Below are 18,848 nucleotides of genomic sequence, written 5' to 3' on the forward strand. Positions count from 1 at the left end.
TGTCACTGGGTTGAAAGACGACCAGCGAAAAATCAGAAAAAAGGAGAGGTGTACGACTTCACTCAACCTGCAGGAATTCAGGCAAAGCGCATGCCAGCAACCGACGTATCCGAAAACGTTCGCATGAACTGCTTGCCATGGTACAATACACAGGTACAAAAGGCGGGGTGTGCCCGCCAGCACCGAGTGAATGTTCTCCAGATATGTTTTCCACACGAACCATGACCATATCCAAGCAGCTCTCCTTTATCGATACCACTCAGCAACCGCTCGATATTCCGTTGGCCGAACGGGTCCGCCCCCTTGCCTTGACCGAGATGGTCGGCCAGGAGAAACTGTTGCGGCCCGGCTCGATGCTCGAGACGATGATCAGTTCCGACAATTACAGCTCGTTTATTCTCTGGGGACCGCCTGGAACCGGCAAAACCACCATTGCCCGGCTCATCGAACACAGTACCGCCCATGCTTTTTGTCCGTTAAGTGCCGTACTCTCAAAAATTGCTGAAGTAAAGGTGTTGATGGAAGAGGCGCGAAAACGCCTTCTCACGGAAAACAGGAAAACCCTGGTCTTTGTCGATGAGATCCATCGCTTCAATAAGTCACAGCAGGACGCCTTCCTGCCCTATGTGGAATCGGGAGCCATTGTTCTTATCGGCGCCACTACCGAGAACCCTTCATTTGAGGTGATCAGCGCCCTGCTCTCCCGCTGCCATGTCTTTGTACTGGAGCAGTTGAGCGATGTGCATATCATCAAGATTCTTTCCCGCGCGCTCACCGAGATACCAAAAGAATTACAGGCAGATGAAGAAGCCCTTGCTGTTTTAGCAGAACGTTCGGGAGGAGATGGGAGGAAGGCGCTCAACAATCTGGAGATGGTGACCCGTCGAATGAGCCGCGGCGAGACAATTACCGCCGAGCAGGTGGTGCAGTCGCTTTCACAACGCTCACTCTTTTACGACAAACGCGGTGAGGAACATTTCAACCTGATCTCGGCCTTCCAGAAATCGATACGGGGCAGCGATCCCCAGGCAGCCCTTTACTGGCTGGCCCGAATGCTGGAGTCGGGGGAAGACCCGATGTACATCACCCGCCGTCTGGTGCGGATCGCCACCGAGGATGTCGGCCTTGCCGATCCCCAGGCCATCGTCCAGGCCATTGCCGCCAAGGACGCAGTCCATTTTCTGGGTATGCCGGAAGCCTCCACCGCCCTCACCCAGCTCACCATCTACCTGGCCACGGCACCCAAGAGCAACGCCAACGAAGTTGCCTATTTTGCTGCCAAAGATGATGCCGTTGCTACTGGTCATCATAAGGTACCGCTCCATATCTGTAACGCCCCCACCAAGCTGATGAAGGATCTTGGCTACAATAAAAACTACCGCTACTCCCACTCCTTTGCCAACAACTACAGCTACCAGAAGTACTTCCCCGACACCATGGAGGAAAAGACCTATTACACTCCATCGAACTTTGGTTTTGAGAAGGAGATCCAGAAACGATTAGACTGGTGGGAAGGGCTCAAGAAGAAACAGCTTGAGGATGAAAAAAAGAAAAAGGAGTAGAAGGCTGTATACGCCTGCTACTCCTTAGGAAAAATATTGCGGAAAAGTTACCTCGTGCACCGCTCAACCAGGTGCATGATCGACCGATAGCGGATGCCTGAATAAAGCGACAGACCAATCTCACAAGTTCTGCTGTTGGAATAGCCGGAAGTTGCTCCTCCCTCCTCCACCGCCGGGCGCAGTTCGGCAAGCGCTGAACTGTTCAATTCAGGATAGGTGAATCCTCGATCACCGGCAAAACCGCAGCAGCCAACCTTCTCCGGCACCACCACATCTTTGGCACACGCCTTGGCTATCGCCAGCATTTTCGGGGCAAGTCCGAGCTTCTGGGAAGAACAGGTGGTGTGGATTGTCACCGTCTCATCGAGTTGCTTGATAGTGAGATGCGGCAGCACGAAATCATGGAGGAACTCCACAGGCTCATAGAGTTTCAGTCGTTTATCCATCACTTCCCGCATTCGATAAAGGCAGGGGCTGGTATCGCAAATCACCGGTACAATACCGCTTCCAGTGGCTGACAGCAGCACCTGCTCCAGTTCAGCCGCTTTCTCGTCCGCCTGCTTGAACGCACCTTTACTTTGAAAAGGCACACCACAACAGAGTTTTTCCATCTTCTCCGGGTAAATCACCCCGAAACCGGCCCGCTTCAGCACCAGTTCAGTAATCTCCGAAAGTAGCCGTTGTTCACTGTCGCCCCGGGCCGGGCCCATAGTGCGGGAAATACAACTGGGAAAATAGACCACCTGGCGTCCTCCCAGGGCCCCGGCATGCGGGTAGGACCGCCTCCCCGCACCTTTTGGCATCTCCGGTGTCCAGAGCGGCAAGCGATTACCGCTCACCTTACGGGCTGTCTCGGCCACGGTCTTCATAATCGTCGTGCCGAAGATTTTGTGCGCAAAGTCGACAGTCGTGAGCCCCAGCCGGACCATCGCCGTGACCGCCCCATAATTTTTGCCCACCAGCCGGGCCAGGGTCTCTCGCGGAGTACCCTCCACCCGCATCCGTCGTAACTCCTTGGTAAGATCGCCAGTATTTATCTCCACCGGGCAGGCCGTCTTGCATAGCCCATCGGTAGCACAGGTATCGTCGCCGGCGTACTGATAGGCCTTCTGCAACGTCTCCACTTGCTCCGGCGATTTACCCATAGCTTTCAACCGCGAAATCTGCCGCTGGACGGTTATCCGCTGGCGTGGCGAGAGCGTCAAATTGCGCGACGGACATTCCGGCTCACAGAATCCGCATTCGATACATTTATCCACAAGTTGGTGGGTAGCAGCCAGGGGTTTGAGGTTTTCCAGATGTGCCTTGGGGTTGGTGTTCAGGATAACACCAGGGTTCAGCAGATGGTTCGGGTCAAAGATATCCTTGATCCTTTCCATGAGATGGTATGCCTCATGGCCCCATTCATATTCCACGAAGGGCGCCATGTTACGACCGGTGCCATGCTCAGCCTTCAGCGAGCCGTCATACTTTTCCACCACCATGGTACAGACGTCGTGCATGAAGTTACCATACCGCTCAACTTCAGCCGGCGTACTGAAGTCCTGGGTGAAGACAAAATGCAAATTTCCCTCGAGGGCATGTCCGAAGATTATGCCGTGATGATAGTGATAGCGGGCCATCACCTGCTGCAGTTCGACCGTTGCCGCTGCCAGATGCTGGATGGGGAAGGCTACATCTTCGATAATGACAGTGGTACCGGTCTCACGCACTGCACCGACAGCCGGGAATAGCCCTTTTCGAATATTCCAGAGCTTGGTGTACTCCTCGACCTTGTCGGTGAATTCCAGAGGGCGGGCAAGGGTAATCGGAGTAAGGGCAGTGGATATGGCACCAATCTGTTCCTGCAGAACCTCTTTTTCAGAAGCTCGTGTCTCAACCAACAGTGCAGCCGTCCCATCGGCCAGGGACTTAAGGTAATCCGGCATGCCCGCTTTGTTCTCCACCGACCTGAGCGCTGCACGGTCCATGAGCTCCACAGCCGCCACCGGCTGTTTTTTAAGAATCTCGGTGGCCAGGCAAGCGTCTTTAATGGAGTTAAACAGGATGAGAGCACTGGCCTTGTTAGCGTGTTCTTCCACCGTTTCGTAGGTAATCTCTGAAATAAAGGCAAGCGTACCCTCCGAGCCGATCATCAGGTGGGTGATCACATCAATAGGGTCGTCGTAGTCGATCAGGGCATTGAGACTATAACCCGTGGTATTCTTGATCTTAAACTTGTTGCGAATCCGCTCCGACAGCACCGCGTTGTCCCGTACCTCCCGCACCAAGGCGGCAATGCCGTCGTGGATATCCGGGCGCGTTGTTTTGAACTGCTCACGGCTCTTGGGATCGCCAGTATCAAGGAGCGTACCGTCCTGGAAAACGATGCGCATCCGGGCCACGGTTTTGTAGCTGTTCTGCGAGGTGCCACAGCACATGCCGCTGGCATTATTGGCGGCAATACCACCAATCATGGCTGCATTGATCGAAGCCGGGTCGGGACCGATCTTTCGGCCAAGGGGTGCAAGGCAACTATTGGCATGCTTGCCGATAACACCGGGCTGCAACCGGATTTTGGCACCATCTTCAAGGATTTCCCGCTCCTGCCAGTTGTTGCCGGTCAATATCAATACCGAATCACTTATGGCCTGACCCGAAAGACTGGTTCCGGCAGCCCTGAAAGTAACCGGGACCTCGCACTGGCCAGCAGCCTTCAGCAGTCGGGATATTTCACCTTCATCGCGAGCCTTGACCACAACTTGGGGGATCAACCGGTAGAAGGATGCATCCGTTCCATAGGCAAGGGTGCGGAGCGGATCGGTTATTATCCGCTCTTCATCGACATATTGGTCTATGATATCCAGAAACCGCCGATATCGCCCGGACAACATATTACGACTGGCACTATCTTTCATACACACCCCCTGATTCGACCGTATTGTCACATCCAAGATGGCATAAAGTTTTGCCCTTACTTCAAAGCTAAACGGTAACTTTCAAGATATGGTAAGTATTACCAACACATTATTCAATCAGGATCAGACAAAGGTTCGCTCAAATGGACTACACTCTTTGCTGGTTTATGTACTTAACCAAGCACCAGCCATACACCAACTCCCACCATGAGTGTCCCGGCAATCCTGTTCATCATCCGGACATTGCCTGCCTGGAGCAAAAACCGGCGAAGCGTCCTGCCACCTCCGGCATAGAGCAACAGGCAGCTAAATTCGATAACGAGGATCAGCAAAACCAGCAAGGTGAGTTGCGGGGCCAGCGGCAATTGTGCGTCGATAAAGGGCGGTAAAAGCGAAATCATGAAGGCCCAACCTTTGGGGTTAGCGATAGCAGTGACAAAGCCTTGCAGAATAAGCGCTCGCCGCCTCAGCTCTATCCCGTCCGATACGGGATTTTCCTGGATGGCCATTTTTCCGCGTGAACGCCATAGCTGAAAGCCAAGATAGGCCAGATATGCACCTCCACCATATTTCAGGCCGAAATAGACCTGTGGATAATTCAGCATGATAGAAGCAACCCCAATAACAGCTGCAACCGATACCAGGGCCACGCCAGCCAGTTCACCAAGCATCATCCACAAGGCTCGCCGCACCCCGATGGTCATTCCCAGGGTAAGCGACAACGTCATACACATGCCGGGGGTCGCGGAAACAAAAAGAAAGGTCGGGATGAAAAGTGACATCAGGGTCAAATTAAGAGAGTACAGCACAACAATTTCTCCACGGATAGTAAAACAGCATTCTCCTGAGCTATAAAGATAGCTTCAGCATAGCAAACCTACCACAACGGTCATTCTCTAACAGGAAGACAACATACCTTTATCATCGCTACGAGGTCGAGAAAATTTCTGTCAAACAGCATAGAATGCATAACATAATGCCTTATCGTCTTTCTCTTCAGGCCCTGCAACGCTTGTGAACTTCATATGACAACAGGGTTCTGGTAAAATGCTTGGACTCGAAATCCTCAAAGCACCATGGAACATGATAAAATTTGTGATGGAACTTGAACCCGTCACAGAAGACCCGTGGGCCGAAGCAGCATTCTGATCGGTTCTTGGCTTCAGCCCCCTGCCGGCATCTCCTCTGCCTGCCGGTTCAGCTCATGGCCCGTCAGGCAATTTCATGATGATGAAATGTAACCATTGATAGCCCACTCTCTCTGTATCAATATTGAAGTGCCACATCATCTAAAGATTGCGGTTGCCAATCGTTTTTCTCCATGCTAAATTGCAAACGATTCTCATTTTCAATTACAACATCTTTCATCAACTTACTATTCTTGTAGCAATGAATTTCCTTTACGAAAAAATTACCTTTATTTTTGACCCGCTGCACCATTTCTGGGAGCATGAGAAACTGTCGAGAAAAATCTCGATTATGCTGGTATTGTTTTTCGTGCTAAGTCTTCTGGCCATTGAGGCAAAGCGGCTAGGCATACTTACCGGCCCGTTGTTTAGCTTTGTTCCAACCAACCATTTTTATGCTATATCGGCAGCGTTTACCGTAGTCCTGATTCTCGAGGTCATCAGCCTGGTCTTTACCCTGCCCTGTTCGTTTTCACGCTCAGTGGGAAAACAGTTTGAGATTCTCTCGCTTATCCTTCTACGAAATGCCTTTAAGGAATTATCGAAATTCCCGGAACCGCTCACCTTTCACGGCAACCAGGAGGCCGTGCTACGCATTCTCTCTGACGGCTTTGGCGCCCTCTTAGTCTTTGGTCTTCTCGGCTGCTATTACCTCGTTCAGACCAAGGCCGCAGAAAAGGCAATGCGTCCCACCGATCTCTACGCCTTTGTCGCTGCCAAAAAAGGCATTGCCCTGACACTGCTCGGCATCTTTATCTACATGGGATTGCACAGCCTCACCGCCACTCTTGCCGGCCGGGAACATACCGATTTTCTGCACCAATTCTATACAGTGCTAATCCTGACAGACATTCTGCTGGTACTCATTTCTCAATGCTTTCAGCCATCGTTTTATGCCGTGTTCAGGAACTCAGGATTTGCCCTTTCAACCCTCATCATCCGGATAGCACTGGCCGCACCACCTTATTACAACGTCCTGCTTGGGCTTGCGGCAGCAATCTTTGCTATTCTGCTGACCTTGACCAGCAGCAGGTTGTTTGGCAAAAAATAGGATGGGAAACGGCTAATACGAGAGTTTGCAAGGATTAGCCCCAAACTCCGGCAATGGCGGCATGACAGCTGGGGCAGGCTCCGCCCATAAGCCTGTTTGCCAATATGGTAAAGCCCCGGCGAGTGATAACCTCCATTTCACAAGCAGGACAACGGGTATTCTCACCGCCGCTGCCAGGGATATTGCCTTCATACACGTGAGAGAGGCCGGCTGCCAAGCCAATTTCCCGGGCCCGTTCAAGCGTTGCCAGCGGTGTACGGGGCTCCTCAATCATTTTATAGGTGGGATAAAATGCAGTGACGTGCCAGGGTATCTGCGAATCGATTCCCGCCAGAAATGCAGCAATGTCCCTCAGTTCAGCAGTCGAGTCGTTACGACCGGGAATGAGCAACGTGGTTACTTCTACCCAGACCCCCAACTCATACATCAGTCGCACTGAATCCAGTACCGGCTGCAGCCTGGCGCCACAGACTGATTTATAGAAATCGTCTCGAAACGACTTGATATCGATATTGATGCCAGTAAGCACCGGAGCCAGCAACCGGGTTGTCTGCTCACTCATATAGCCGTTGGAGACAAAGATGTTGCCGATATTGTTCTCGACAGCAAGCAGACAACAGTCGTAGGCAAATTCAAAGAAGATTGTCGGTTCAACATAGGTGTAACTGATGGTTCTGCAGCCTGCGGCCGAAGCTGCGGCAACAACCTGCTCCGGACTGCGATCTACACAAAACCGTCCAGGGTCATCATCTTTCCCCACTTGGGAAATGGACGCATTCTGGCAATGCAGACAGTGGAAATTGCAGCCTCGGGTAGAAATGGAATAGGAGAGCGAACCGGGAAATAGGTGGAAAAGAGGTTTCTTTTCGACAGGATCAATATGTTCGGCGACCAACTTGCCGTACACCAGGCTGTACAGCTCGCCGTTACGGTTTTCACGAACTCTGCAGAGCCCGCGACGTCCAGTTTTTATTCTACAGTGATGGCAACAGAGATTACAACGTACCTGCCCGTCGTGGCTGGTATACAGCCTTGCCTTTTGCATGACGTGTCTCCGGCATGATTTACGCCTTGATCAAAAAACAGCAGACGTTCCGGTCTTTAACGGGTCGTTTGAACATCCTCATGACTATTAAGCCTGACGCTGCACCCGTTCTCTCATGGCCCGCATCATCTTGGTCAGAAAAAACTCACTCTCTGCTCTATCATCATCCATCCTGGACCAGAGGGTTCTCTGACCGGGATGAGGTATCTGCAATTTCCCTCCGCCCATGCGTTCTATCCTGAGGATTCCCTCCATATGCCATTTTTTCATCCCCCCTCCTTGTGCACGCCTGAATCCGTTCCGCAAAGTGTGCATAGATGGCGCCCGTCCGGATGCGAGCATTTCCCCCTGCAACAAAAGGTCAGGAATAATGTGCTACGGTAGATATAGAGCCAGTTTACAACTATAGGGATTATCCTATCACAAACAAAAGCTGGTCGTCAAATGGATAGAGAATAATTTCAAAAATACACGCCACGTATTTATCCGGTATTGCGGCAAATACAGTTCAGCATGCCGCCATCTCCACCTTATTTTGCCAAGGAATGAGCATGTCAGGAAATATGTAATTTAATATTAACACAACATTTCAGCATATTGAGCGACAATTAAGAAACGGAGGCCTTCCGGCCATCAGTCGGCAAGATGCCAAATACCATTCTCAAACAATTCGTGCGGTCTGAACTTTTGCTTATAGCTCATTGCCCTGACATCAGGGATATAGTAGCCCAGATAAAGATATTCGATTCCGAACTCGAGACAGAGATCGATGAGGGTGAGAATATTGAAGGTGCCGAGACTACGCCTGCTCTCGTCCGGATCGAAATAGAAATAGACGGCATTCATCCAGCTCTCCCCAAGATCGATGATCGAGCCTCCCACCAGTTGCCCATCAAGACGGAACTCGACTCTCATCGAATCGACGATACTGTTGCAGAAGAAACCTCCGTAATAACCATCGGCGCTATTATACTCCTGGGGATACCGTGCCTCCAGGAATCGACCGCAAAGATCGAGGTTTTCGCGATCCATGTTCACCCGGTCAAAACGCACCTCGATATCACAGTTTTTCTTCGCTATTCGCCGCTGAGTGCGGTTCGGTTGGAACAACTTTGGCCGCAACCGGATGGGGATGCAGCCCTGGCACTCGTGGCAGCGCATGGCATAGAGACAGTTGCCGTTGCGCCGGTATCCCGCTGCCAGGAACAGCTCCATGGCACGATCGGTCAACGGCCCGAACATCGCCTGATAAAATCGAGCGATATAGGGCAACCCATAGGGACATTCCGTCTTCAGCTCGACAAAATATCGGTCCACCCGGTGTTGGAGCCGCACAAATTCGGCGGCACAGCGCTGATCGTACTCCGTCGTCACAGCCATCCCCTCACATCTTGCCTCCGCATGAGCGGAACACGCCGATTTCATCCCGCTGTCATCAGTCCTATCAATCGACAGCTCCGCCCATTCTTTTTTGCCTGTCACACCAACCCCTGATCGAGCATGGCGTTAACCACCTTAGTAAAGCCCGCGATGTTGGCGCCCACCAGATAATTCTGCCCAGCCCCATATTCGGAAGCGGCATCAAGGCAGGTCTTATGAATCGATTTCATGATATGTTTGAGGCGCGCGTCCACTTCCTCGCGTGGCCAGGAAAGTCGCATGGAGTTCTGCGCCATCTCAAGTCCTGAAACGGCAACTCCTCCCGCATTGGCCGCTTTGCCCGGAGCATAGAGCAACCCGTTGTCCAGCAGGATGTCAATGGCCTCCGGAGTGCTGGGCATATTCGCCCCCTCACTCACCAGAAAAACGCCGCCAGCCACAAGATGAGCCGCATCCTGTTTGTTGATCTCGTTTTGGGTGGCACAGGGCATAGCGCAATCAGCTTTGTGCGCCCAAATGGGATTTGCATCCTGGTTCGCATCTACCGGTGTATAGACAGCCTCAGGATATTGCTTGGCATATTCGGCTATCCGGCCCCGCTGGATATTTTTCAGCTGCTTGACGTAATCGAGCTTTTCCTTCGTGATACCCGCCTCATCATAAATATAACCCGATGAATCGGAGAGAGTTACCACCTTGCCACCTAGCTGGAGAATTTTTTCGGTAGTGAACTGTGCCACATTACCTGAGCCGGATACCAGACAGGTCTTGCCCTCCATAGTCTGCCCGCGGGTGGCGAGCATCTCGGCAGCAAAATAGACATTGCCGTAACCGGTGGCCTCGGGTCGGATAAGGCTGCCCCCCCAGGCCAGGCTTTTGCCGGTCAAAACCCCGGTGAACTCATTTTTCAGTTTCTTGTACATACCAAACAGATAGCCGATCTCGCGGGCACCCACCCCGATATCACCGGCAGGTACGTCAGTATTGGGGCCGATATGCCGGTACAGCTCTGCCATGAACGATTGACAAAAACGCATCACCTCGCCATCCGATTTGCCTTTGGGATTAAAATCCGAACCTCCTTTGCCCCCACCCATGGCAAGCGTTGTCAGGGAATTTTTAAAGACCTGTTCAAAGGCGAGGAACTTGATAATCCCAAGATTGACCGATGGGTGAAACCTGAGACCGCCCTTGTATGGTCCGAGAGCACTGTTCATCTCGACCCGAAAGCCTCGGTTGACCTGAACCTGGCCATCATCGTCCATCCATGGCACCCGGAACATGATCACCCGCTCCGGCTCTGTTATACGCTTTAACACCGCCTGCTGCCGGTATTCCATATTACGGTCCAGCACAGGCTTGACCGTTTCTACCACCTCCTGAACGGCTTGATGAAACTCCCGCTGCTCAGGATCACGCTCCTTGATCAGACTCATTATCTGTTCCATCTCTCGCTCCTATTGTATTTTTTTCAAACCGGTATCGGCCTGGCGCCATCCATCAGTTACCGGTGATCTTTTACCCATTATACATCCTTTTTCCTTCAACAGTGCAATGCGGGCCATCAGCTCTCTCACCGGGCAACCCGCATCCCTCTGAACGTTTACCGTCACATTTCATATGAAGCGGCTCAGTAAAATGGACGTGGCGGACATAGTGCAGGTTGGCTCCCTGTACATGCGGTTGGGCCGAAAGCCAGGACCAGTCGAGAAATTCCTGTCCCCTTGTCCGTAGAATTCCCTCCTCCTGGTTCTCTGTGATAGTAAGATAGGGAATACCTAAGGAGGTTATGTTCTGGAAGAAATGAGAGCCCTGGGAGGGATCGACTTTCAGTAGACGGCCCCGCAGTTCAATTATGGCCGCAACACCTGAAATGTCGATCCACTGCACCGGTATCCCAAGCCATGGATCGGCCGATCCCCAGCGACCGGGACCGATCAACAGATATGGCCGCTTTTCGGCTGCCAGCCTACGATTGACCACTCCTATCTCCGTCGCTATCTGGCGTGTTTTCGACGAGGTGAAATTGTCCGGGTCAACATAAACGATATCGAAGATATCCGAAAAATTGCCGTGACCAAGCGAGTTTTGTGAATAACAGAACGCTTTTTCAAGATCACCATCACATATCTGCACTTCCACACGTTCGCCGCCTGTCACCATCGGTCGGATTTGGAGAAAATAGAAAGTGGACTTCTCGATCTCAGGATGGAGGGTCACCGCAAATTCAATCTCCACCTCACCGCCCATTCCGGCTCGCCCCAGCACCAGAAGTTCATGAACGATTTTCGCCAGCGGGTAGCTTGTGTACTTCAGCAGCTGGGCAAAGGTCAGGACCTTCAAACCAGGCAGGTCAGCATCGCGAATCCGGTCTTCATCCGCAATATAGGTCGAAGACAACATCTGCACCGGCAGCTCGGCCGCCGCATCCTGAACACTTCTTCGCACCAGGTTCGAACTGTAGCGCTGCAGACATGTGTTCTGCCGCATATCGAGGGCATAAAAATGGCGCTGGCAATTCACCAGCATATCGTCGACTGAGGAAAACTGGAGCAATCTTTTGGGATGGGCGGGAGAAAAACGTAAAGACTTCTCCCCCTCAACCACCGTCTTGCCGATACCGAGTGCGATATGGGCTATGCCCTCTTCCGCCCTCATCCCCAGCACCGGATAATAATTATGAGACTGGGCCACCCCGGAGATAGCCGGATACCAGGAACCGCCGTGGTCACGGCCCACCACCTGTTGGATAATCACCGCCATGGAATCGTCACGGCCCACATTCGAACTCTGGGAAAAGGCCCGTGGGCTCTCGAACCAGGTCGAGGCATAAACCAGCTTCACTGCACTTTCCAGCTGGCTCAGCCGCTCATGGAAATCCGGATGGTTATTGGCCAGGAAATAGGTGGAGTACAACCCGGCGTAGGGCCGGAACTGGGCATCCTCCAGGAGACTCGAAGAGCGCACCGACAGTGGCCCCTCGGTCTTCTTCAGATAGGCCGACAGCTCCTTTCTGAGCCAGGCGGGCAATGTCGCATCGAGAAACAGATCAGCCACCATCTCATCGGCCATCTTGGCCTGATACGCCAGACTATTTTCGGCCACAAAGGCATCAAAACCATCGGCAGTAATCACACAGGTTTTGGGAATCGTCACCGGGAATCTGGTCAGGATCGATTCTTTATCATGAATGGACTGCAGGCAGGCCCACATGAAAGCCTGGCCGCGGGCCTTGCCACCCATGGAGCCACTGCCGATCTTGACGAAATCCATGACATCAGGGTCATAACCGCTCTGCTTAAACTTAACCACAACCCCCTGCTGGCGCAGCTTTCTCAGAGAGTGCACCTTATACACAAGGTCGTCACGCATATCGGCAATACTTGCGATATCCGCAATATATTCGTTATGCAGACGCCGGGCCAGGGCCACCTCAGCCCGTGCCATCACCCAGTTGGAAAAATGATTACGCTTGGCGTGATATTCAAGCGACTCGTCAGGTATGACCCGTAGTTTCTCCTCAAATTCGAGAAGATTGGATGCGTGACCGATGGCTGTCTCGTCCGGCATCCGAAAGACGAAATCACCAAAACCAAGGTAGTTCAGGAAAAACGCATGCAGCTCGTCACGAATTACCGGGGAGTTCTTATCGATGAATATCGCCGGCACCTTTTCCGCACGGGTCTTGTTCTCCGGTTCCGAACTCACCATCAGCAGTGGCAGATCGTGGATTTCGTTTCGGATATGCTCTAAAAACGAAAATCCGGCGTCGGCATCAAGCTCCCCATCTTTTCGAAACCGGGCATCGGAGATGACCGCAAAGACATAGGGCCGATACCGTTCATAGAGACGCATTGCCTCTTCGTAATTGGTGGCCATGAGGATCTTCGGTCGAGCCCGCATCCTGAGCAGACGATGCCGTTCATTGAGGCTCTCATCCAGTACTGACTGGGTCTGCCGCACCACCTCCCGGTAAATGAGCGGCAGAAAGATCGAGCGGTAAACAGGAGAATCCTCCACATAGATGATAACCCGCACCATGGCACGCGCTATATCGGCATCGACATTACGGTGGTCTTCCACATTCTTGATAATGGCAAGCAAGAGGTCAGCCTCACAGCACCACAGGAAAACCCGATCGACACCGTAGGCATCGACCTTTTCCACAAAGGTCGAACGAAGATTATGGGCCAGAAGCACTACCTGGATATCGGGACGAATTTTCTTTATTTCGCCGCCCAGCTCAAAGGCATCCATGCTGCCGAGGTAGGGCATGGTAAGAACCATGTCGAAAGGAACCTTTCGGATTATTTCCAATGCCTCCTCTGCAGTGGAGACCCTGGTAATGCGGGGAGCCTTGGAAAGATTGAGACCGTGATACTCGTTGATCAGCCGGGTGGCCAGACTGCCGTCCTCCTCCATAAGAAAAGCGTCATAGAGACTGGAGACCAGTAGAATCTCCTGAACCTTGAACTGCATCAGCTCATGGAAAATCTTGAAGTGCGGGTCGAAATCTGGAACAACCCTGCCTGAGTCAAGAAACATAGCAGCCTGTTAAAAGATTATGTCCGGCTTTCACGGTATTCCGTGCACTCGTCCTTTTACGAGTCCATCCTACTTCAAAGTATTTCGCAACTGAGCCGGATAATCAAGGGGTCAGACCTCACCACCGGCAATTATATAGCGAAGCGGGGCATAACCGCTCAAAAGCAGAAAGATGATCAGCAGTATAAGAGCTGCAGGCAAAGCCGTGGCCTGAAAACGATCAACCACCGGTTCAAGGCCCTCGCGGCAGCGAACCATCTCGGCAACCCCACAGCCGGTCCCAAGAAAGGTGGCAACAAACAGGGTCAGGTAGAGAGGATATCCTATATAGTTATATTCAGCCTGAATGATATCAAACGGGCACCTATGTGACGGCATAGCATAGATATAGGAGGAAAAAAAGATGGTAATCGCCCAGAGTGAAACGACAAAAAAGAGGGCCCAGCAACATGCGTAGAACCCCATGGGCCAACACCTTACCCTACCGGTTGTTTGCGAGATTCGTCGTTGCAGCCAAATGCCCATACCAATCAGCAACATGGCCAGGGAATAGAAAAGTGAGAGCAGGAGCGGAACGGAAAACGGGTTGAGCAGATTGAAACCGTCATTTTCAGCTGGACGGAACAGTACACCGCAGCAGGAGGTGATGACGTCGGGCTCAAGGGAGAAGATATACAGCGACTGGAGGGTGCCATCAACCAGCAGCAAGGGGATTAATAGCAGCAGACAAACGTATTTCAGCCGCACCAGGGGATAGGTTTCCACCTGCAGATCGAGCCGGTGCAGCAGTAGCCAGTAGCCACAGAAAAAGACCATGACGATCTTCACAAAAAGCGCTGGAATACCGTAACCGTTTGCGGTAAACGCCCCTGTGGCGCACATCGCCCCTGCCAGCTGACCGGAAAAACTATCAGCAGCCAGAACGAGGAGTACGAGTGAGAAGAGCTGAAAAAACAGTCCGTACTGCATGAGAGCTGACGAAAGCCAGGTCTCACCTTCGAGACAAATCTGACGCGCAGTATCGGCGTTCTGGTCCCAATAACGTAAAATCCGCACCGCACACAAGGCGGAATAAAGTCCCAAAAAAAGTGTGCCGAGAAAGCTCACCATAAGAGCGATGGCCCAGCCCTGGAGGAGCATGACTTTACCCCTCCCCGACAGTACTTTTCAACCGACCGTCGACCACATCGATCACCCGGTCAACACCTGAGTAATTGTAGATGCGGGGATCATGAGAAGTAAGCACGATGGTTTTCCCCTCATCTTTCAGCTCGACCAGCATAGCCATGAATTGTTCGGCAAGACGTGAATCAAGATGGGCGGTTGGTTCATCGGCCAGGAGGATAGGCGGATTGTTGATGAGCGCCCGACAGATGGCCACTCGTTGCAGTTCGCCACCGGAAATGCTCGCCACAGGAAAGTCCCGACGATGGGTAATACCAAAACGGTTGAGAAGCGGCTCGGCCTGCCGTTTTCGTTCGTGCGGCGACACCCCCATTGGGTAGAGCGGCAGGGTCACGTTTTCGAGAACACTTAGCTCCGGCAACAAATTGAAGTTTTGGAAAATAAAACCAATCAGGCTCTGCCGGTAGCGGCAGAGAAAGTGGTCCGGCAGACGGGAAATCTTCTTGCCCATAATGGTGGCACTGCCGCTGGTAGGTGGAAAGACACAGCCAATGACCGAGAGGATGGTGGTCTTACCGGAGCCTGAAGGCCCGCGGAGGCAGACCATCGACCGCTCCTCAATCTTCAGATTGATATCCTGCAGGGCCAGAACTTCGCCGGGCTCCCCTCGATTGTAGATCTTATCTACCTGGAACAGTTCAATAACCATTTCAGATCACCGTATCCGGTCGGACCATACCGCTCTTCCAGGCAGGCACCACGGTAGCCGCGAGATAGGGCAACACCGAGACAGAAAAAAGAAGCAGCAGGTCAGCTGGCACAAATGAGGGCACAAACCGGAACTCGGGTCGCAAGACCGACCAGCCAAGCATGAGCGGCTGAAACAGCATTCCCTGCCACCAGACCACATGCACCCAGGCAAATCCATACCCGAGGAGAAAAGCGGTGAACGAAACTACCACCGATTCCCAAAAACGGACGGCCATCACCTCTCCCACCTGCCAGCCAAGAATCTTCAGAATACCCATCTCCCGCAGATCTTCACGAGAAAGTCCCGAAGCCCGGTCATAAGCCAGAATCACAAAAGCCACCAATGAGGCGAGCAGGCAGATGCCACCGAAGCCGCTACGCCAGCTGTAAACCACATTGTAGGTTTTCATTATCTGGCTGCGGGTAATCACCCTGGAGCCGGGAATCTTCGATGCAATTTTTCCGGCGATATTGTCGATCTCACGTGGATTGGCGACATAGACAAGAAGGTCGGTGATCAGGTGCGGACCTAGCTGAAAGAGATCCCGTGCATCCGCCATGGTCATGAAAATGGTATCGGCCGTGACCGGTCCGGTATGAGTACCAAACATACCGACAGTGGTGCATGACTTCATCGATAAATCGGGCCGGAATAAAGAAAAGCTCAAGCGGGAGCCCAGATCAAGGCTCTTTTGAACCTCTCTGCTGATAACCACTTCACCGCTGCTTCCCGTTTCAGGATATCGCCCTTCGGCTAATGGCGAAAGCTGCCCATCGTGATTCATGCCGACAATGGTATAATTGGCGCCATTAGCTTCATCGAAATGGTAGCCCCAGATTCTCGGCACAACCTTGGCCACACCGAGGATTTTCTCAATCTCCTCACCAGCCGTCTGATGAAGGGACACCTGACGGCCGGCAGACATCTGCTGGACGGTGATATCCGGGGCACCCTTTAGAATTGCTTCTGCCGCCTCGGTGAGACCTCTGTTCATGAGCTGTAACGAGCCGAACAAAAAAACAACGACAGTAAAGACCACAACGATGCCGAAATTTTTCAATTTCCGGCGCCAGAGGGTGGCCAGGGCATAATCGAGCAGATTGAGCTGGCGTTGTAAACGTTGCCTCAGTGTCATGGTTGCACCGGCGCCGAGAAAGACCCGGAAGGAAAATGCTCCAATCCACCGGGATGATCCATGAACGGCACCAGCGGATCAGTAACCGCAGGATGCCGGGTATAACGCGCTTCGGTTGTAACAGCCAGATCAGAAAGCCCGAAAGCTTCCACCACATTCCGGCTCTCCTCCCAGCCGGCTATAGCAGCACGCTTCTCGGCTATCCTGGTTGCGAGAATCCCGCCGGCAACGACAACCAGCAGTGCCCAAATCCCCAAAGCAGCGGACGGTCGCATATTACTGCTTCATCTTCATTTTCATCTTATGCCCTTTTCGCATACTCTGCACAAGCGCTGGCGAGATATCTTCAAAGGAAAGAATTTCCTTGCCGTGGTGGTCTTTCAGAAAACTTTCCGCCGCCTGCCGACTATCGAAAGGCACAAATTCCTCGCCCATCGGCCCGTAGACATCGCTGCCGATCACATAGAACGCCTCCCGCCCATCCAGCCACCGCTGGCTGTAATAATCCTTCACGTGCATGTGATCCACCCTGCCCCCTTCAACGCCATATTCCTCGGGGGCAAAATAGAAAACGAGCATATCTTTTGGCCCGTCAAACATAAAGTTTCTTCCGTCAGAAAGGGCAATTTGCGCCACCCACTCCGGATATTTACCAACAAACATACCACACACAGCACAGCGATCACGATCCGTGACCGTTACCGGCTGCCCTGATCCAGCAAGACATTTCTCCCAAGAAAACAGTCCCATAACCAACAGGCAAGCAATAAGCATGGCATTCAATTTCTTCATATTCCCCTCCAGCCTTTAATAAGGACAATGGCCAAATACCTCGAAAAGACAGGCCAATTGCAAGCAATATGACAATACCCCAGACCGGGATATCAGCTCCGACAATTTCCAACCAAACCCAATCAACAAAGTAAACGGCAATCAGAACTATTGCAAATACTTACCAAGTATTTCCTGAAATTCAGCCTCACCAACCCCACCAAAGATATTGGCCAGGATCGTTCGATCGGGGCCTATCATGAAGGTCTGCGGATACACCTTCACATTGTAAAGATCTGCCAGTTTTGCCTCCTCGTCCATAACTACAGGAAAAGGCACCCCGAGCAGATCGATAAACTCTTTCACTGCTTCAATATTTTCATAAAAACTGCTAACATAGACAACATGCAGCCCCTTATCCCGATACTTTTCGAAATAGCTATTAAAGAGAGGGGTATCTGCCCGGCAAAACCGGCAGTTTGTCTCCCAGAACCTTAGCACAACCGGCTTTCCGGCCAGGCTGGACAACACGATCACATTACCGTCGAGATCCTTGGCTGCAAAATCGGGCGCCTCATCACCCTTCATCAACGGGCCACCTTTTCTTTCCGGCTGACACGCGATGAGCAATAACAAACAAAGCATAACGATCGCCCATCTCCACACCCCCATGTAACACTTTTCAGCCCCCACGCCCCCTCCTTCGCTCGTAATTCAACGCTAATTGTTGTGCAAAATATGCGTCCATGGTACATTGTGGCATTGCGACTAACTGAAACATTCTGCGGAAAATACCAGAACTATACACTGCTGCTTAAATTTCCTTAAAGTTTTTTCTCCTGGTCGACACCATACAATGGTTATGCGACGGAGGAAATACGGTATTCAGCGGCAAACACCCGAACGGTCGAAAATCCAGCAGGAGAATCAGAAGAACAGATTGGCTCTTGCACCAAACAAAAAGAGAAACTCTATGGAAAACAACGATTTTCAGCATATCAGGAAACGGCTTGGCAAGACCCAGAAGGAAATGGCCGTACTACTGGGAACTTCTCTCAAGGCAGTAAGCAGCTACGAACAGGGATGGCGCGGCATCCCCACCCACGTCGAACGCCAGATGCTATTCCTGCTCTCACAAAAAATGCGACAGCAGCAGCCTCGTAAAAATTGCTGGGAAACCAAGCGCTGCCCGGAACGGAAGAAAAAAAACTGCCCGGCCTGGGAGTTCGACGCCGGTCATTTATGCTGGTTCATCAATGGCACATTCTGCGAGTCGACCACAAAGACCAATTGGCAGGAAAAAATCTCAGTATGCCGGCAATGTCAGGTCATGAAGGGCTTGAGTTAGTTTTGTCTTGATAGTCGAAATTTTTGTCAAGATCGAGGCCTGCGAGAAATA

General features: G+C 52.0%; 16 protein-coding genes. 3 read left to right on the forward strand and 13 right to left on the reverse strand.

Annotation, left to right across the window (positions count from 1 at the left end):
- The first annotated feature begins 203 nt into the window (after window positions 1-203).
- Window positions 204-1,562 (forward strand): replication-associated recombination protein A, encoded by a 1,359-nt coding sequence (locus BUF15_RS03835; RefSeq protein ID WP_234981103.1) that lies wholly within the window; start codon window positions 204-206, stop codon window positions 1,560-1,562.
- A 47-nt stretch (window positions 1,563-1,609) separates the two neighbouring features.
- On the opposite strand, the gene BUF15_RS03840 is transcribed toward BUF15_RS03835, so the two are convergent.
- Window positions 1,610-4,435 carry an FAD-binding and (Fe-S)-binding domain-containing protein gene (locus BUF15_RS03840; protein ID WP_073612358.1) on the reverse strand — a complete coding sequence of 942 codons (2,826 nt, stop codon included), beginning with the start codon at window positions 4,433-4,435 and terminating at the stop codon, window positions 1,610-1,612.
- 197 nt (window positions 4,436-4,632) lie between these two features.
- Window positions 4,633-5,241, reverse strand: a complete 609-nt coding sequence (locus BUF15_RS03845; protein ID WP_073612359.1) for a LysE family translocator — start codon at window positions 5,239-5,241, stop codon at window positions 4,633-4,635.
- Window positions 5,242-5,788: 547 nt separating this feature from the next.
- On the opposite strand from BUF15_RS03845, the gene BUF15_RS03850 reads away from it, so the two are divergent.
- Window positions 5,789-6,697 (forward strand): hypothetical protein, encoded by a 909-nt coding sequence (locus BUF15_RS03850; RefSeq protein ID WP_234981105.1) that lies wholly within the window; start codon window positions 5,789-5,791, stop codon window positions 6,695-6,697.
- A gap of 34 nt (window positions 6,698-6,731) precedes the next feature.
- Here BUF15_RS03850 and amrS read toward each other — a convergent pair whose 3' ends face one another.
- The 11 genes from amrS to BUF15_RS03905 form a co-directional block, all read right to left on the reverse strand.
- Complete coding sequence (gene amrS, locus BUF15_RS03855) at window positions 6,732-7,742, reverse strand: AmmeMemoRadiSam system radical SAM enzyme (RefSeq protein WP_073612142.1); 1,011 nt, start codon at window positions 7,740-7,742, stop codon at window positions 6,732-6,734.
- Window positions 7,743-7,829: 87 nt separating this feature from the next.
- The gene (locus BUF15_RS03860; RefSeq protein WP_073612143.1) at window positions 7,830-8,012 is read right to left on the reverse strand and encodes a hypothetical protein; all 183 of its coding nucleotides are present in this window, start codon (window positions 8,010-8,012) and stop codon (window positions 7,830-7,832) included.
- A 363-nt stretch (window positions 8,013-8,375) separates the two neighbouring features.
- On the reverse strand, window positions 8,376-9,224 hold the full coding sequence (locus tag BUF15_RS03865; RefSeq protein WP_234981106.1) for an arginyltransferase: 849 nt from the start codon (window positions 9,222-9,224) through the stop codon (window positions 8,376-8,378).
- Window positions 9,221-10,570, reverse strand: coding sequence for an NADP-specific glutamate dehydrogenase (gene gdhA, locus BUF15_RS03870; RefSeq protein ID WP_073612144.1), 1,350 nt, complete (start codon window positions 10,568-10,570; stop codon window positions 9,221-9,223). The genes BUF15_RS03865 and gdhA overlap by 4 nt, the downstream gene beginning before the upstream one ends.
- A 70-nt stretch (window positions 10,571-10,640) precedes the next feature.
- Complete coding sequence (locus tag BUF15_RS03875; RefSeq protein WP_073612145.1) at window positions 10,641-13,667, reverse strand: PEP/pyruvate-binding domain-containing protein; 3,027 nt, start codon at window positions 13,665-13,667, stop codon at window positions 10,641-10,643.
- Between the two features lie 111 nt (window positions 13,668-13,778).
- On the reverse strand, window positions 13,779-14,807 hold the full coding sequence (locus BUF15_RS03880; RefSeq protein ID WP_073612146.1) for a hypothetical protein: 1,029 nt from the start codon (window positions 14,805-14,807) through the stop codon (window positions 13,779-13,781).
- 4 nt (window positions 14,808-14,811) lie between these two features.
- On the reverse strand, window positions 14,812-15,501 hold the full coding sequence (locus BUF15_RS03885) for an ABC transporter ATP-binding protein (RefSeq protein ID WP_073612147.1): 690 nt from the start codon (window positions 15,499-15,501) through the stop codon (window positions 14,812-14,814).
- Between the two features lies 1 nt (window position 15,502).
- Complete coding sequence (locus tag BUF15_RS03890) at window positions 15,503-16,678, reverse strand: ABC transporter permease (RefSeq protein ID WP_234981107.1); 1,176 nt, start codon at window positions 16,676-16,678, stop codon at window positions 15,503-15,505.
- Window positions 16,675-16,953: a hypothetical protein gene (locus BUF15_RS03895; RefSeq protein ID WP_073612148.1), complete on the reverse strand. Its 279-nt coding sequence runs from the start codon at window positions 16,951-16,953 to the stop codon at window positions 16,675-16,677. Before BUF15_RS03895 ends, BUF15_RS03890 begins: the two co-directional genes overlap by 4 nt.
- Window position 16,954: 1 nt before the next feature.
- Window positions 16,955-17,470 (reverse strand): nitrous oxide reductase accessory protein NosL, encoded by a 516-nt coding sequence (locus BUF15_RS03900; RefSeq protein ID WP_073612149.1) that lies wholly within the window; start codon window positions 17,468-17,470, stop codon window positions 16,955-16,957.
- Between the two features lie 147 nt (window positions 17,471-17,617).
- A complete protein-coding gene (locus tag BUF15_RS03905) occupies window positions 17,618-18,094 on the reverse strand; it encodes a peroxiredoxin family protein (protein WP_159441216.1) in 477 nt (158 codons plus the stop codon).
- Window positions 18,095-18,422: 328 nt separating this feature from the next.
- Between BUF15_RS03905 and BUF15_RS03910 the strand changes: the two genes are divergently transcribed.
- Complete coding sequence (locus BUF15_RS03910; protein WP_073612151.1) at window positions 18,423-18,797, forward strand: helix-turn-helix domain-containing protein; 375 nt, start codon at window positions 18,423-18,425, stop codon at window positions 18,795-18,797.
- The last annotated feature ends 51 nt before the right edge of the window (window positions 18,798-18,848 follow it).

Source organism: Desulfopila aestuarii DSM 18488 (genome assembly GCF_900143695.1).
GTDB classification, from domain to species: domain Bacteria; phylum Desulfobacterota; class Desulfobulbia; order Desulfobulbales; family Desulfocapsaceae; genus Desulfopila; species Desulfopila aestuarii.